Source organism: Caenimonas terrae (assembly GCF_042655405.1).
Taxonomy (GTDB): domain Bacteria; phylum Pseudomonadota; class Gammaproteobacteria; order Burkholderiales; family Burkholderiaceae_C; genus Ramlibacter; species Ramlibacter terrae_A.
The window spans coordinates 241145-255550 of sequence record NZ_JBHSMF010000006.1 but is presented as its reverse complement, the minus strand read 5'-3'; the positions used below and the strand labels follow the sequence as shown (position 1 = coordinate 255550).

Here is a 14406-nt window from a genome sequence, read left to right as displayed (position 1 = left end):
CGCGCCGGCGTTCCATGCTGTTTCGCATCTCGCTGTTCGTGGCCATCCAGCTGGCCGGCACGCTGGCGGGATGGTGGGCGGGCGGCCTGGCCGGCGCGCTCGCGGGCCTGGCCATCGCATCGACGCTGTGGTTCCTGCTGGACCTGTGGCGCGGGCTGAAGGTGGCGCTCTGGCTGCGCGACGGCGGCGCCGGCCCGGAGCTGCGCATGCGCGGCCTGTGGGGCGAGGTCGCCGACCGGGCCCGCCGGGCGCTGCGCTCGCGCGAGCAGCTGGCGCTGGACAGCCAGCGCCGGCTGCAGGACTTCCTGGCCGCGATCCAGGCCTCGCCCAACGGCGTGGTGCTGCTGGACCCCGACGGCCGGATCGAATGGTGCAACCAGACCGCCGCCGCGCAGCTGGGCATCGATGCCCACCGCGACATGCTGCAGCTGATCGGCAACCTGGTGCGCGATCCCTCGTTCGCGGCCTATTACGCGGCGAAGGACTACCGGCGCGACATCGTCGTCACCGGACGCGAGAGCACGTCGGTGCGGCCGGTGCGGATCTCGGTGCAGCTGCATCCCTACGGCGAGGGCCGCCAGCTGCTGCTGACGCGCGACATCACGGCGCTGGAGCAGGCCGATGCGATGCGGCGCGATTTCGTCGCCAACGTCTCGCACGAGATCCGCACGCCGCTGACCGTGCTCACCGGCTTCGTCGAGACCATGCAGACGCTGCCGCTGTCGCGTGACGAGCAGCTGCGCTACCTGGACCTGATGGGGCGCCAGGCCCACCGCATGCAGACGCTGGTGAGCGACCTGCTGACGCTGTCGCGGCTGGAGGGCAGCCCGCCGCCGCCGGCCGGCGACTGGACGCCGGTCGCGGCCCTGCTGGCGCAGTGCGAGCAGGAAGCCAGGGCGCTGGGCGGCACGCTGGGCAAGCAGCAGGAGCTGCGCTTCGCCGACACCGACGCGCAGCTGGCCGGTGCCCAGAGCGAGCTGCACAGCGCGCTGTCCAACCTGGTGAGCAACGCGGTGCGCTACACCGGGCCGGGCGGCGCGATCGACGTCGGCTGGCAGCCGCTGCCGGATGGCCGCGCCGTCTTCTCGGTGCGCGACACCGGTCCGGGCATCGCGCCCGAGCACGTGCCGCGGCTGACCGAGCGCTTCTACCGGATCGACCGCAGCCGCTCGCGCGAGACCGGCGGCACCGGGCTGGGCCTGGCGATCGTTAAGCACGTGGTGCAACGGCACGGCGCCGAGCTCAAGATCGAGAGCGCGCCCGGCGCCGGCTCCACCTTCTCGATCGTGTTCCCCGCCGCGCGGGTGCGTATGTCCGCTAGGCCTGCCGCTGCGCCCGCCGCACCGCTCGCCACAGAATCGTGAGCAGGATCGGCGCCAGCAGCAGCAGCGCCAGCGTGCTGGCCTGCCAGAAGGCCAGCGGGGAATTCTGCGGCGGCAGCGGGCCGATGCCGCGGTAGGCCAGCAGGTAGCCGCCCGACAGCCCGACGCCCCACAGCAGCACGCAGTAAGCAACCAGCGGCGCGATGGCGACCCGGTAGCAGCGCAGCACGAACACGAACACCGCCTGCGCGGCGTCGCCCAGGTGGAACACCGCCAGCCAGGCCAGCAGGGTCGCTGCCAGCGCGGCGACTTCCGGCGTCTTTGCATACACGCTGGCGATGCCGTGGCGGGCCAAGAGCGTCGTCGTGGCCAGGCCCAGCGAGAGCGCGGCCGCCAGCCGGAAGCCGGTGCGGATCGCCGCCCGCGCGCGGCTGTGGTCGCCCTGGCCCAGCCAGTAGCTGACCCGCGCGCTGGTCGCGATCGCGATCGACAGCGGCGTCATGTACAGCACCGCCGCCAGATTGGAGGCCACCTGGTGGGCGGCCGAGGCCAGCGTGCCCTGGCGCGCGATGAACAGCGCCATCAGCGTGAACGAGGTGACCTCCACCATGATCGCTAGCCCGCCGGGAATGCCCAGCCGCGCGAACTGGCCGATTGCGCGCCAGTCGGGGCGCTCCAGCCGGCGCCAGATCGCGTAGGGCTCGTATAGCGGCTGGCTGCGGATCAGCCAGAGCGCCAGCAGGATGAACAGCCAGTTGACCACCACCGTCGCCCAGGCGCAGCCGACCGCGCCGCGCGCCTGCAGGCCCAGCCCGCCGAAGGCGAACCAGATCGACAGCGGAATCTTCACCAGCAGCGAGCCGGTCTGCAGCCAGGTCACGAGCAGCGGCTTGCCCAGGCTCTGGTTGAGCGTGCTGTACATGCGAAACAGCAGGGCGGCGGGCAGCGCCAGCACCAGCACCGCCAGGTACTCGCGCACCTCGCCCTGCAGCGCCGGCGGCACCTGCGTCCACCGCAGCAGCGGCCCGGGAAAGAACAGCGCGGTGACGCCCACCACCATCGTCAGCCCGGACAGGTACAGCGCCTGGCGCACCGAGCGGCCGACGTCGTGGCCGCGGCCGGCGCCGTGCAGCTCGGCCCAGGTCGGCAGCAGCGCCTGCAGCACGCCCATCAGGCCGACGAAGATGCTCACATAGACGGCCGAGCCGACCGAGAGCGCGGCCAGCGCCTGCTCCGAATAGCGGCCGGCCACGATGGTGTCGGTGACGCCGAAGGCCATCACCGCCAGCTGGCCCACCAGCACGGTGCCCGCGTGGCGGGCGATGGTCCGCAGTTCCGACACCCGGCGTCGTCCCTATCTCGCCGCCCGGCGGTAAAGCACGAGGTTGTCGGCGCTGTCGGAGGGCCGGGTGAAGATGGAGACGGCTTCCCATTGGCGCATGTCCACCACCAGCTCCGCCGAATGTTGCGCGTCGGCGTCCACCAGCAGCCAGGGGCAGGTGGCCGGCCGCGACGCCGGCCGCAGCGTCATGCCGCCGTGGTAGCGCAGCGCCGACAGCTGGGCCTGGCTCAGGCCGTGCACTTCGACGCAGCCCGGCCGGTCGATCAGCGCCGCCACGTTGTGCACCAGCGGCGCGTAGCTGCGGCCGTAGTCCAGCGCCGGCAGCCACAGCGTCATCAGCAGCAGCCAGCACAGCGCGGCGCCGCCGGCCGGCAGCACCAGGCTCTTCCAGATCACCGCGCGATGGCGGCCGGCCCGCCACTTGACCAGCCAGGCCCAGGCCAGCGTGGCGGCCAGCGCGGCGACGAAGGCCAGCAGCGAGAAGCTGGGCACGAAGCCTGGCGCCAGCCGCGCCACGTTGGCGGCCGGCCGCGGCGGGAAGCCGGTCTGCATCGCCACCCACACCACCCAGATGATCAGCGCGCAGCCGCTGAAGAACAGCAGCGTGAACCAGTCGATCAGCGCCGCCACGCTCCGCTTGAGCGTGGGCAGCGCGAAGGCCGCCAGCGTCGCCAGCGCAGGCAGTCCCAGCAGCAATGCGCGGTCCGCCGTGGCGGTCAGCAGCGCCGCCCCCAGCGACACCAGCAGGAACCACAGCGGCACCGCCACGTGCCGGCTGGTCAGCTGGCGCCGCCAGCGCCACAGCGTCCACAGCGCCAGCGGCCAGGCCGGCCACGGGAACCAGACCAGGAATTTCAGCAGGCCGCGCCAGTCGCGGTGCGCGGCTGCCGGGTCGATCCGCCAGCGCCACAGGTCCAGGCCCCAGGCCAGCGCCGTCGCCGCCAGCGTCGCGCCTGCAATCAGGCCCACGCCCAGCAGCTTGCGCTCGCGCGCCTTCTCGTCCTGCGGCCGGTCGAGCAGCCCGATGGCGATGCTGCCGGCGCCGAACCACAGTGCCATCCACGGCGCGCCGCTGAGCGAGAGGCCGGCCAGCCCGGCGACGACCGCCAGCCCGGCGACCGCGCTGCGAAAGGGCAGCGCAGCGACGCCGAACATGGCGATCGCGGCGAAGCCCAGCTGGGCCAGCGCCGGCGTGGTTTCGTGGGAGAGCTGCGCCAGCCCCAGGCTGGCGATCAGCGCCAGCAGCCCGCCGTCGGCGATCGCGCGCGCGTAATCGGTGGGCGCCGCCTCGCCGCCGAAGGCAAATGCCAGCGGCTGGGCCTGCGGGCTGCGGGCCAGGAAGTAGACGGCCTGCCAGGTCGCCAGCAGGGTCAGCGTCAGCAGCAGGATGAAAGGGATGCGGGCCGCGAAATCGGGCGCCACCCAGCCCGGGGCCGCCTGCATGGCCCAGGCGCCCAGCCAGTAGGGCAGCAGGCCGTCGAACTCGGGTGCCTGGCCCAGCAGCCGGGGCGAGAGCCAGGAGGTGGCGCCGTGCGCCAGTTCCGCCATGTAGCCGAAGGCGGCGATGTCGGCGTTCTTCCAGGGCTCGCGGCCGATGAAGCCCGGCAGCACATAGGCCAGGCAGAACAGCAGCAGCGCAATGCGCGGCAGCCGCCGCACGGCACTCTGGGCAACGATGGCTGGAGTCGGCTGGTTCACTGCGGACGGATTATGGGACGGGCCGGTTCGCCTAACGAAAAGGGGCAGCACGGTTGCCCGGGCTGCCCCTTGTGGGGTGCTGGAATGCGCCGCTTATTTGGCTGCGGTCTTCTCTTCGGCCTTGGCCGGCTCTTCGGCCTTGGCGCCGGCGGGCTTGCCGAACTTCTTGAAGAACTTGTCGACCCGGCCGCCCATGTCGTTGACCGACTTCTGGGTGCCCGTGTAGAACGGGTGCGATTCGCTCGACGTGTCCAGCTTGAACATCGGCAGTTCCTTGCCGTCGTCGGTCTTGCCCATTTCCTTGGTGTTCACGCAGGAGCGGGTGACGAACTTGAAGCCGTTGGACAGGTCAACGAACAGCACGTCGCGGTAGTTGGGGTGAATGCCTTCTTTGGCCATGATGAATCCTTGAGGTGTCAGGACGGGAGCCGGTCCGGACTATTCCGGGCTACTTTCCGCAAGTTAGCCCGCGATTATAGCTGGAACCCAGGATCGGACTGCGTTGGGCTTCAGCCGCCGCGCCGCATCATGTCGAAGAACTCGACGTTGGTCTTGGTGGCCTTCATCGACTTGAGCACCATTTCCATCGCCTCGATCTCGTCCATGTTGTACATGAACTGGCGCAGGATCCGGGTCTTCTGCAGGATCTCGGGCGCGAGCAGCAACTCCTCGCGCCTGGTGCCCGAGCGGTTGAGCTGGATCGAGGGGAACACGCGCTTTTCGTACAGCCGGCGGTCCAGGTGGATTTCCGAGTTGCCGGTGCCCTTGAACTCCTCGAAGATCACTTCGTCCATCCGGCTGCCGGTGTCCACCAGCGCAGTGGCGATGATGGTGAGCGAGCCGCCTTCTTCGACGTTGCGGGCCGCGCCCAGGAAGCGCTTGGGGCGCTGCAGCGCGTTGGAGTCCACGCCGCCGGTCAGCACCTTGCCCGACGACGGCACGACGTTGTTGTAGGCGCGGGCCAGGCGGGTGATCGAGTCCAGCAGGATCACCACGTCCTTCTTCAGTTCCACCAGGCGCTTGGCGCGCTCGATCACCATCTCGGCGACGTGCACGTGGCGGGCGGCCGGCTCGTCGAAGGTGGACGCGATCACTTCGGCCTTCACCGAACGCTGCATCTCGGTCACTTCTTCCGGCCGCTCGTCCACCAGCAGCACCATCATGTAGCTGTCCGGGTAGTTGGCGGCGATGGCGTGCGCCATGTGCTGCATCATCACCGTCTTGCCGCTCTTGGGCGGCGCCACCAGCAGGGCGCGCTGGCCCTTGCCGATCGGCGCGATGATGTCGATCACCCGGCTGGTGATGTTCTCTTCGCCCTTGAAGTTGTCGCGCTCGAGCTTCATCTGCTCCTTGGGGAACAGCGGCGTCAGGTTCTCGAACATCACCTTGTGCTTGTTCTGCTCGGGCGGGCCGTCGTTGACCTTGTCCAGCTTGGTGAGAGCGAAGTAGCGCTCGCCGTCCTTGGGCGTGCGCACTTCGCCTTCGATCATGTCGCCGGTGTGCAGGTTGAAGCGCCGCACCTGGCTGGGCGAGATGTAGATGTCGTCGGTGGACGCGGTGTAGCTGGTGTCCGGGCTGCGCAGGAAGCCGAAGCCGTCGGGCAGGATTTCCAGCACGCCGTCGGCGAACACCTGTTCGCCGGCGCGGGCCCGCTTCTTGATGATCGCGAACATCAGTTCCTGCTTGCGCATGCGGCCGGTGTTTTCGATCTCAAGCTCTTCGGCTTGCTTCAGGACTTCAGACACGTGCAGTGCCTTGAGTTCGTTTAAGTGCATGGAGGTACCCCTTGCGGAGTTCTTGTTGGATGGGGGAGGTTTTGGGTGGGGCGAGAACTGCCCCACCAACCGGGAACTCGAACCGGGCGCCGCAATGCGACCGGTGAACAGGGACGATTATGGCAGGAAAAACAACGCCCGCGTGGCGGGCGTGGGGGAGAAGCTCAGGCGGCCAGTTGCTGGTCGATGAAGGCGGTCAGCTGGGCCTTGCTCATGGCACCGACCTTGGTGGCGGCCAGTTCGCCGTTCTTGAACAGCATCAGCGTCGGGATGCCGCGGATGCCGAACTTGGCCGGCACCTCGCGGTTCTCGTCCACGTTCATCTTGGCGATCTGCAGCTTGTCCTTGTAGGTGCCGGAGACCTCGTCCAGGATCGGAGCGATCATCTTGCAGGGGCCGCACCACTCGGCCCAGTAGTCGACCAGCACCGGCTTGTCGGCCTTCAGGACGTCGGCGTCGAAAGAACTGTCGGACACATGCTTGATCAGGTCGCTGGCCATGGTGGGGATTCCTTTGAGGGCGGGGCGGTACAGTCTGGGAATTGTGACAGAAACAGAGTCCCCGCATCGGCCGGGGACGGGCTCCTTCCCCTATGAATGCAATAGCGCAAACGCATGAGGCCGCGGCCGTCCTGCGGGCGTCGATGCGCAGCCTGCGCGCCCTGATCGACGCGCGCGGCGCCCATCCGGCCCGCACCGTGGTGCTGGTTCCGTACGCCCAGCTGATGCCGCTGGCGGCGAAGGCGTGGGCCGCCGAGGTGCCGGCAGGCTTCGCGCCGCGCTTCGAGACCACCATGAACTGGGCCGGCGCCGGCGGCTTCGCGCCCGCCGGCGACGACCTCGGCTTCGACATGGGCCGCGACCTGCTGACGGCCCACTCGCTGCTGCAGCGCGCCGGCCTGCAGCAGCAGGCTGAATTGCTGTCGGGCCGGCTGGTGGAAGCGGCATGGCAACTCGGCGGCGTGGCTGCCGCCGTGCCGCCGGCGCAGCGCGCGGACTGGGCCGCGCAGGCGCGGCCGCTGGTGTCGGCGGGCTTCGACGGTCCGGTGCTGGCGCTGGAAGCGGCGGTGGCGCGCATCGCCATCGAATGGGCCGCGGCCTCGGCCTACGCAACCGACAGCCTGCTGCAGCAGGACCTGGCGTCGACGCTGGACCTGCTGGTGGTGCTGGAAGGCCTGCAGGCCGAGCCGGTGGCGGACACGCTGCGGCAACTGGCTGGAGACAAGGCCGTCTCGCTGCCGCTGGACGTGCCCGCACCGCCCGGCGCCGTGACCCTGCATTGCGCCGCCGACCCGGCCGACGAGGCGGAGCAGGCGGCGGCCTGCGTGATGCGGCAGATCGACGCCGGCCGCGTGCCGGTGGCGCTGGCCGCCACCGACCGCGTCCTCACCCGCCAAATCCGCGCCATGCTGGATGCGCGCGGCGTGGCCATCCGCGACGAGACCGGCTGGAAGCTGTCCACCACCCGCGCCGCCGCCCACCTGATGGCGGCGCTGCGCGCCTGCGCCTGGAACGCCTCGAGCGACGCGGTGCTCGACTGGCTGAAGAACTGCCCGGCGCTCCCTGCTTCGGCCGTGCTCGCGCTGGAGCGGCGCGTGCGGCGCGCCGGCGTGCGCGACTGGTCCGCCTTGCGCGAGGCGGACCTGGGCGACAGCCGGACGCTGCACGACCTGGCGGCCCGCATCGCGCAGTGGCAGCAGCAGTTGCAGGGCAGCCGGTCCCTGCCCAAATGGCTGTCGGCCCTGCGCGAATTGCTGCAGGCCACCGGCCAATGGACGCTGCTGGAAGGCGACGCCGCCGGCGACAAGCTGGTCGCGGCGCTGCGCCTGAGCCAGGTGGCGCAGGGCGAGTTCGAGCAGCTGCCGCAGGCGGCGCGCCGGCTGGACCTGGCCGGCTTCAGCGCCTGGGTCAACGACACGCTGGAGGCCGCGAGCTTCGTGCCGGAATCGCGGCGCAAGGAGGAGGTGGTGATCCTGCCGTTCAACCAGCTGCTGGCGCGTCCGTTCGCGGCGCTGGTGCTGCCCGGTTGCGACGAGGTGCGGCTGCCGGTCTCGCCGGAGCCGCCGGGCCAGTGGACCCCGGCGCAGCGCGAGGCGCTGGCCATGCCCTCCCGCGAAAGCCTGGAGCAGGCGGTGCGGGCCGGCTGGCGCTGCGCCCTGCAGGCGCCGTTTTGCGACGTGCTGTGGCGCGCCAGCGATGACAGCGGCGAGACGCTGCTGCCCAGTGCGCTGGTGCTGGCCCTGCAACTGGAGGCGCAGATGCTGGAGGGCAGCGATCCGCGCGAGCAGCGCACGCTGCAGGCCGCCCCGACCGAGCCGCCGCACGCCAACGGCGCGGCCCTGCCGGTGGCCGAGATCTCCGCCAGCGCGTACGAGGACCTGCGGCGCTGCCCGTACCGCTTCTTCGCCCTGCGCCAGCTCGGATTGAAGGAGCAGGACGAGCTCGACGCCGAGATCGACAAGCGCGACTTCGGCAACTGGCTGCATGCGGTGCTGGCGGCCTTCCACGAGACCCTGCGCGACAGCCCCGAGCCCGCAGGGACGGGCCGGACCGGCCTGATGGACATCTGCGCCGACGAGGTGACGCGCGAGATGCGGCTGGAGGACGGCGAGTTCCTGCCCTTCGCCGCGGCCTGGCCGCAGGTGCGCGACGGCTACCTGGCCTGGCTGGAGCAGCACGAGGCCAGCGGCGCCGGCTTCGCCAGTTCCGAGAGCTCGCACCGCGTGCCGCTGGGTCCGCTGACGCTGGTGGGGCGGATCGACCGCATCGACGTGCTGGCCGACGGCACCCGGCTGGTGGTCGACTACAAGACCGAGGCGCTGGACAAGAGCAAGCGCCGCGTCGCGGTGCCGGGCGAGGACACGCAGCTGGCGTTCTATGGCGCGCTGCTGGAGGACGACCGGCTGGAGGCGGCCTATCTCAACGTCGGCGAGCGCTCCGGCACCGCGCGGGTCGGCCACGACGGCGTCACGCAGACGCGCGACGAACTCATCGCCGGCCTGCTGCAGGACATGGAGCGGATCGGGCGCGGCGAACCGATGGCGGCACTGGGCGAAGGCACGGCCTGCGACTTCTGCAACGCACGCGGCCTGTGCCGCCGGGATTTCTGGAAATGAGCGCTTTCGCCTACGAGCGCAACGGCAGCCGCATCGGCCGCGAACGGTTCTACGCGATCGCCTGCGATCCGCGCCGCAGCGTCGCGGTCGAGGCTTGCGCCGGCGCCGGCAAGACCTGGATGCTGGTTTCGCGCATCCTGCGGGCGCTGCTGGCGGGCGCGCAGCCGCAGGAGATCCTGGCCATCACCTTCACCCGCAAGGCCGCCGGCGAGATGCGCCAGCGGCTGCACGACTGGCTGCAGGAGTTTTCCACTGCATCGCCCGAGCGGCTGGCGCAGGCGCTGCTGGAGCGCGGGGTCGATCCCAAGGACGTGCCGCAGCAGGCCGACGCGCTCCAGGGCCTGTACCGGCGCACGCTGGCGGCGGGCCGGCCGGTGCAGATCCGCACCTTCCACAGCTGGTTCGCCGCGCTGCTGCGCAACGCGCCGCTGGCGGTGCTGGAGCACCTGGGCCTGCCGGCCAGCTACGAGCTGCTGGAGGACGACAAGGAAGCGGTGGAGCGGGTCTGGCGGCGCTTTCACGGCGCGGTCGCGGCCGATGCCGATGCCCGCCAGGACTTCGAGGCCAGCGTGCGCGCGCACGGGCGCTTCAGCACCCAGAAGGCCTTGCTGGCCGCGCTGGCCAAGCGGGTGGAACTGTCGCTGGCCGATGCGCACGACGTGGTGGAGGCGTCGGTCAAGCCCTGGGGCGAGCAGTTCCCTGAGTTCGCCGGATGGAGCGAGCCGTGCGAGCTGCTGGCGGCGGCGAACGCGCACACCCGCGCCTTCCTGGCCGCGGCCAGGGCGCTCGGCCAGGCCAGCGCGCCCAGCTTCGCCGCCAAGGGCGAGGAACTGGAACGGGCCTTGAGCGGCCGCGACGTCGACGCCGTGCTGGCCGCGCTGCTCACGCTCAAGGGCGACGCGCGCAAGTTCAGCGACAAGCTGGCCGGCGTCGAGCAGGTGCGGCTGGCACAGGAACTGGCGACGCGGCTGGCGGCGGCCTGCCGCCAGCACCAGGCCTGGCTGCACCACCAGCGCATGGCGCGGCTGGCGCGGCTGCTGGTGGACCAGTTCGCGGCCCTCAAGCGCGAGCGCGGCTGGGTCGACATGAACGACGTCGAGCGCGCGGCCCTCACCATGCTGGCCGACCCGGTGCTGTCGGGATGGGTGCAGGAGCGGCTCGATGCCCGCGTGAAGCACCTGCTGATCGACGAATTCCAGGACACCAATCCGCTGCAATGGCAGGCCCTGCATGCGTGGCTGTCCGGCTATGCCGGTGCCGGCGGCGATGCACCGGGCGTGTTCATCGTCGGCGATCCCAAGCAGAGCATCTACCGCTTCCGCCGGGCCGAGCCGCAGGTGTTCAGGGCGGCGCAGGAATTCGTTGCGGACGCGCTGGGCGGCGACCGCCTCAGCTGCGACCACACGCACCGCAACGCGCCCGCCATCATGGAAACCGTCAATGCGGTGATGGGCGCGGCGCAGGCGCAGGGCATGTACGACGGCTTCCGGCCGCACACCACGGCGTCGACCCAGAGCGGTTCGGTGGTGCGCCTGCCGCAGGTTCCGCGCGAGGGGCCCGACTCCGTTCAGGCTGAGCCGGTCGAAGCGGGGCGAACGGATGTCGGATGGCGCGACAGCCTCACGACGCCGCGCGAGCTGGCCGAGGAAAAACTGGTCACCCTCGAATGCCGGCAGGCGGCCGCCTGGATTGCGCAGCAGATCGCGCAAGGGTTGCTGCCGCAGCAGGTGATGGTGCTGGCCCGGCGCCGCGACCGGCTCGCCGCCATGGAAGAACAGCTGCGGCTGCTGCACATCCCGGCGCAGCAGCCGGAAAAGACCGACCTGTGCGAGGCGCCCGAGGTGCAGGACCTGACGGCGCTGCTCGACGCGCTGGTCTCGCCGACGCACGACCTGTCGCTGGCGCGCGCGCTGAAGTCGCCGCTGTTCGGCATCACCGACGACGAACTGGTGCAGCTGGCGCTGCTGGCCCGGACCGCGGCCGACGAGGGCCGGCCGCGCCCCTGGTTCGAGCTGCTGCAGGATCCGCGGCTGGGCGTGCCGGCCCTGGGCGATGCGTCGGTGAAGCTGCTGCGCTGGAAGGCGCTGCTGGACCGGCTGCCGCCGCACGACGCGCTGGACGCGATCTACCACCAGGGCGACGTGCTGGCGCGCTTCGCGCAGGCGGCGCCGGCGGCGCTGCGCAACAAGGTGCTGGCCAACCTGCGTGCCCTGCCCGGTGCGGCCCTGCAAGTGGACGGCGCGCGCTACGCCACGCCCTATGCACTGGTGCGCGCATTGAAGGCCGGTGGCATCCGCGCACCGGCCACCAGCCGCGCCGACGCGGTGAGCCTGCTGACGGTGCACGGCGCCAAGGGGCTGGAAGCGCCGGTGGTGCTGCTGCTGGACACCGATGCGCCGGCCACCCGCGCCGAGACCATGGGCGTGATCGTCGAGTGGCCGGGCGAGGCGCCGGCGCCCTGGCGCTTCGCCTTCATCGCCAGCGAAACCCGGCCGCCGCCCTGCAGCGCCGAGGCGCTGGAGGTGGAGAAGGCGGCGCGCCAGCGCGAGGAGCTCAACGCGCTGTACGTGGCGATGACCCGGGCCCGCCGGCAGCTGGTGCTGTCCTCGGTGCAGCCGCATGTGGCGGCCGAGGGCAGCTGGTGGCAGCGGCTGCTGCCGTATTGCGAGGCGCTGGCGGCGCCGCCGCCGGCAATGCCGCTTCAGGCCGCCGCCGAGCGCGGCCCGTTCACCCTGCCGGTGGTGCCGATGAAGGCCGCCACGCCGGCGGCCGACGAGCCCGCGGCGCCGGCGCCGGATTCGCCCGAATCGCGCTTCGGCCAGGCGGTGCACCAGCTGCTGGAACGCTGGCGCCCCGGCAGCGAGATGTTTGCGGCGGCGCAGCTGCGGCGGGCCGCGCGCGACTTCGGCCTGGACGAGGGCCAGCTGCAGGAGGCGGCGGCGATGGCGCGCCGCATCCTGCAGGGCGAGGGCGCCTGGGCCTGGCGGTCCGAGGTGGTGGACTGGCAGGGCAACGAGGTCGCCCTGGTGCATGAAGGCGAGAGCCTGCGGCTGGACCGGCTGGTGCGCCGGCGCGACAACGGCCAGTGGTGGGTGTTCGACTACAAGTCGCGCGGCCAGGCGCACCAGCAGCCCGAGCTGCTGGCGCAATTGCGCCGCTACCGGCAGGCGGTGCAGGCGGCGAACGCCGGCGCCACCGTGAAGGCGGCCTTTCTCACCGGACAGGGCCGGCTGGTGGAGGTCGAATGAGCGCCGCCAATGTCGCAATCATCGGCGCCGGGCCGGCCGGCCTGATGGCCGCCGAAGCTGCGGCCCAGGGCGGCGCCCAGGTCGACGTCTATGACGGCATGCCGTCGGCCGGCCGCAAGTTCCTGCTGGCCGGGCGCGGCGGCCTGAACCTCACGCACTCGGAGCCGTTCGAGCCGTTCGCGTCGCGCTTCGGCGAGCGCCGCGCGCAGGTGGAGCCCTGGCTGCGGGCCTTCGGCCCCGAGCAGCTGCGCGCCTGGGCGCAGCAGCTGGGGGTGAGCACCTTCGTCGGCAGCTCGGGCCGGGTGTTTCCGTCCGAAATGAAGGCGGCGCCACTGCTGCGCGCGTGGCTGCATCGCCTGCGTGCGGCGGGCGTGCGCTTGCACATGCGGCATCGCTGGACCGGCTGGACCGACGCCGGCGCGCTGCGGTTCTCGACCCCGGAGGGCGAACACCACACCACGCCCGATGCGCTGGTGCTGGCGCTGGGCGGCGCCAGCTGGCCGCGGCTGGGGTCGGACGGCAGCTGGCAGGCCTTGCTGGCGCAGCGCGGCGTGCAGCTGGCGCCGCTGGCGCCGGCCAATTGCGGCTTCGACGTGCAGGGCGGCTGGAGCGAGCACTTCGCCAGCCGCTTCGCCGGCCAGCCCTTCAAGTCGGTGGCGATCCGCTTCTCCGACGCCAGCGGGCGAAGCTTCGAGCGCAAGGGCGAGTTCGTCGCCACCGCCGGCGGCGTCGAAGGCAGCCTGGTGTACGCCGCATCGGCCCTGCTGCGCGACGAGATCGCGCGCAGCGGCCATGCGACCTTCTCTCTGGACCTGCTGCCGGCCCGCAGCGCGGTCGACGTCGCGGCGCAGGTGAGCCATCCGCGCGGCGCCCGCTCGCTGTCCAGCCACCTCAAGAGCCGGCTGGGGATCGAGGGCATCAAGATGGCCCTGCTGCACGAGCTGTTGCCCAAAGAGGTGCTGGCGCAGCCGCAACGGCTGGCCGCCGCGATCAAGAACCTGCCGGTGACGCTCAGCGCGGCGCGGCCGATCGACGAGGCGATCAGCAGCGCCGGTGGCGTGCGCTTCGACAGCCTGGACGCCGACCTGATGCTGCGCGAGCTGCCCGGCGTGTTCTGCGCCGGCGAGATGCTCGATTGGGAGGCGCCGACCGGCGGCTACCTGCTGACGGCCTGCATGGCCAGCGGCCGCACGGCCGGGACCGCGGCGGCGCGGCGCGGCTAGAACTGGTTGCGGTAGTACACCATCGGCCGGCCCATGCTGCGCTTGACCGTGATGCGGGCGCCGCCATCGAGCTGCATGCCGACGAAGCCGCGCTCGGCCACCAGCGGCGAGTGCGCGCCCGACAGCTGCATTTCCACCCGGGCGCCGTAGCCGGCGTCGCGCGACTGGATCATCGCCAGCGCGTCGTTCGGGCGGTTCATCTCGCGCCAGGCCGTGATGTCGACGCGGCGGTTGTTGTCGATGATGTAGCGGTATTGCAGGCCGAGGTTGACTCCGGCCGTGCCTTCCGTGCTGCCGGCATTGAAGCCGTAGCGCGACGGCGCCAGCCCGGTCACGCCCATCGTCACGCCGAAGGCGGAGCGGCCCGGCGACAGCAAGGCCATGTCCAGCCGCTGCTGGGTGCGGCTGCTGCCGTCGAAGTTGTCGAAGCGCGGCAGGTTGGAAGCGCTGATCTCGATGGTGGAGCCGGTGGCCGGCGCCGGGCTGCCCGCTGCCGCCAGCGGCGCGGGCGTCAGGCTGGCGGTCTGCGACACCCAGTCGGCCGGCTCGGCGGCACAGGCGGCGCCGATGGCTGCCAGCAGGCCGCACAGGCAGGCCTGGGCCAGCCGCGCGGGGCGTCGCGATAGTCCTCGAGCTTCACTGGGCGATGCTGTCTTCATGGCGCACTCCAACGATGTGACTGA

At 71.5% G+C, this 14406-nt stretch carries 10 protein-coding genes; 4 read left to right on the top strand and 6 right to left on the bottom strand.

Translation table 11 applies throughout. The features are described 5' to 3' along the window. The first annotated feature begins 14 nt into the window (after nucleotides 1-14). Nucleotides 15-1364, top strand: coding sequence for a phosphate regulon sensor histidine kinase PhoR (phoR, locus tag ACFPOE_RS08090; RefSeq protein ID WP_376849577.1), 1350 nt, complete (start codon nucleotides 15-17; stop codon nucleotides 1362-1364). Here the strand turns inward: phoR and ACFPOE_RS08085 are convergent. The 5 genes from ACFPOE_RS08085 to trxA all read right to left on the bottom strand — a co-directional run bounded on the left by ACFPOE_RS08085 (nucleotide 1318) and on the right by trxA (nucleotide 6637). Further along, on the bottom strand, nucleotides 1318-2664 hold the full coding sequence (locus ACFPOE_RS08085; protein WP_376849576.1) for an MATE family efflux transporter: 1347 nt from the start codon (nucleotides 2662-2664) through the stop codon (nucleotides 1318-1320). The genes phoR and ACFPOE_RS08085 overlap by 47 nt on opposite strands. A 12-nt stretch (nucleotides 2665-2676) precedes the next feature. After that, nucleotides 2677-4362 carry a hypothetical protein gene (locus tag ACFPOE_RS08080; protein ID WP_376849575.1) on the bottom strand — a complete coding sequence of 562 codons (1686 nt, stop codon included), beginning with the start codon at nucleotides 4360-4362 and terminating at the stop codon, nucleotides 2677-2679. A 93-nt stretch (nucleotides 4363-4455) separates the two neighbouring features. After that, nucleotides 4456-4761: a type B 50S ribosomal protein L31 gene (locus tag ACFPOE_RS08075; protein WP_376849574.1), complete on the bottom strand. Its 306-nt coding sequence runs from the start codon at nucleotides 4759-4761 to the stop codon at nucleotides 4456-4458. A gap of 110 nt (nucleotides 4762-4871) precedes the next feature. Continuing rightward, nucleotides 4872-6137, bottom strand: coding sequence for a transcription termination factor Rho (gene rho / locus ACFPOE_RS08070; RefSeq protein WP_376849573.1), 1266 nt, complete (start codon nucleotides 6135-6137; stop codon nucleotides 4872-4874). 164 nt (nucleotides 6138-6301) lie between these two features. Beyond that, nucleotides 6302-6637, bottom strand: coding sequence for a thioredoxin TrxA (gene trxA / locus ACFPOE_RS08065; protein ID WP_376849572.1), 336 nt, complete (start codon nucleotides 6635-6637; stop codon nucleotides 6302-6304). Between the two features lie 143 nt (nucleotides 6638-6780). Here trxA and ACFPOE_RS08060 point away from each other — a divergent pair, with 143 nt between their 5' ends. From ACFPOE_RS08060 to ACFPOE_RS08050, 3 genes are read left to right on the top strand one after another with little or no spacing between them, the layout of a single operon-like run. Then, nucleotides 6781-9252, top strand: coding sequence for a PD-(D/E)XK nuclease family protein (locus ACFPOE_RS08060; protein WP_376849571.1), 2472 nt, complete (start codon nucleotides 6781-6783; stop codon nucleotides 9250-9252). Next, a complete protein-coding gene (locus ACFPOE_RS08055; RefSeq protein WP_376849570.1) occupies nucleotides 9249-12500 on the top strand; it encodes a UvrD-helicase domain-containing protein in 3252 nt (1083 codons plus the stop codon). The genes ACFPOE_RS08060 and ACFPOE_RS08055 overlap by 4 nt, the downstream gene beginning before the upstream one ends. Beyond that, entirely contained in the window at nucleotides 12497-13723 is a 1227-nt protein-coding gene (locus ACFPOE_RS08050; RefSeq protein WP_376849569.1) for a TIGR03862 family flavoprotein, read from the top strand. Before ACFPOE_RS08055 ends, ACFPOE_RS08050 begins: the two co-directional genes overlap by 4 nt. Here the strand turns inward: ACFPOE_RS08050 and ACFPOE_RS08045 are convergent. Beyond that, complete coding sequence (locus ACFPOE_RS08045; RefSeq protein ID WP_376849568.1) at nucleotides 13720-14382, bottom strand: hypothetical protein; 663 nt, start codon at nucleotides 14380-14382, stop codon at nucleotides 13720-13722. The genes ACFPOE_RS08050 and ACFPOE_RS08045 overlap by 4 nt on opposite strands. Nucleotides 14383-14406 lie beyond the last annotated feature (24 nt).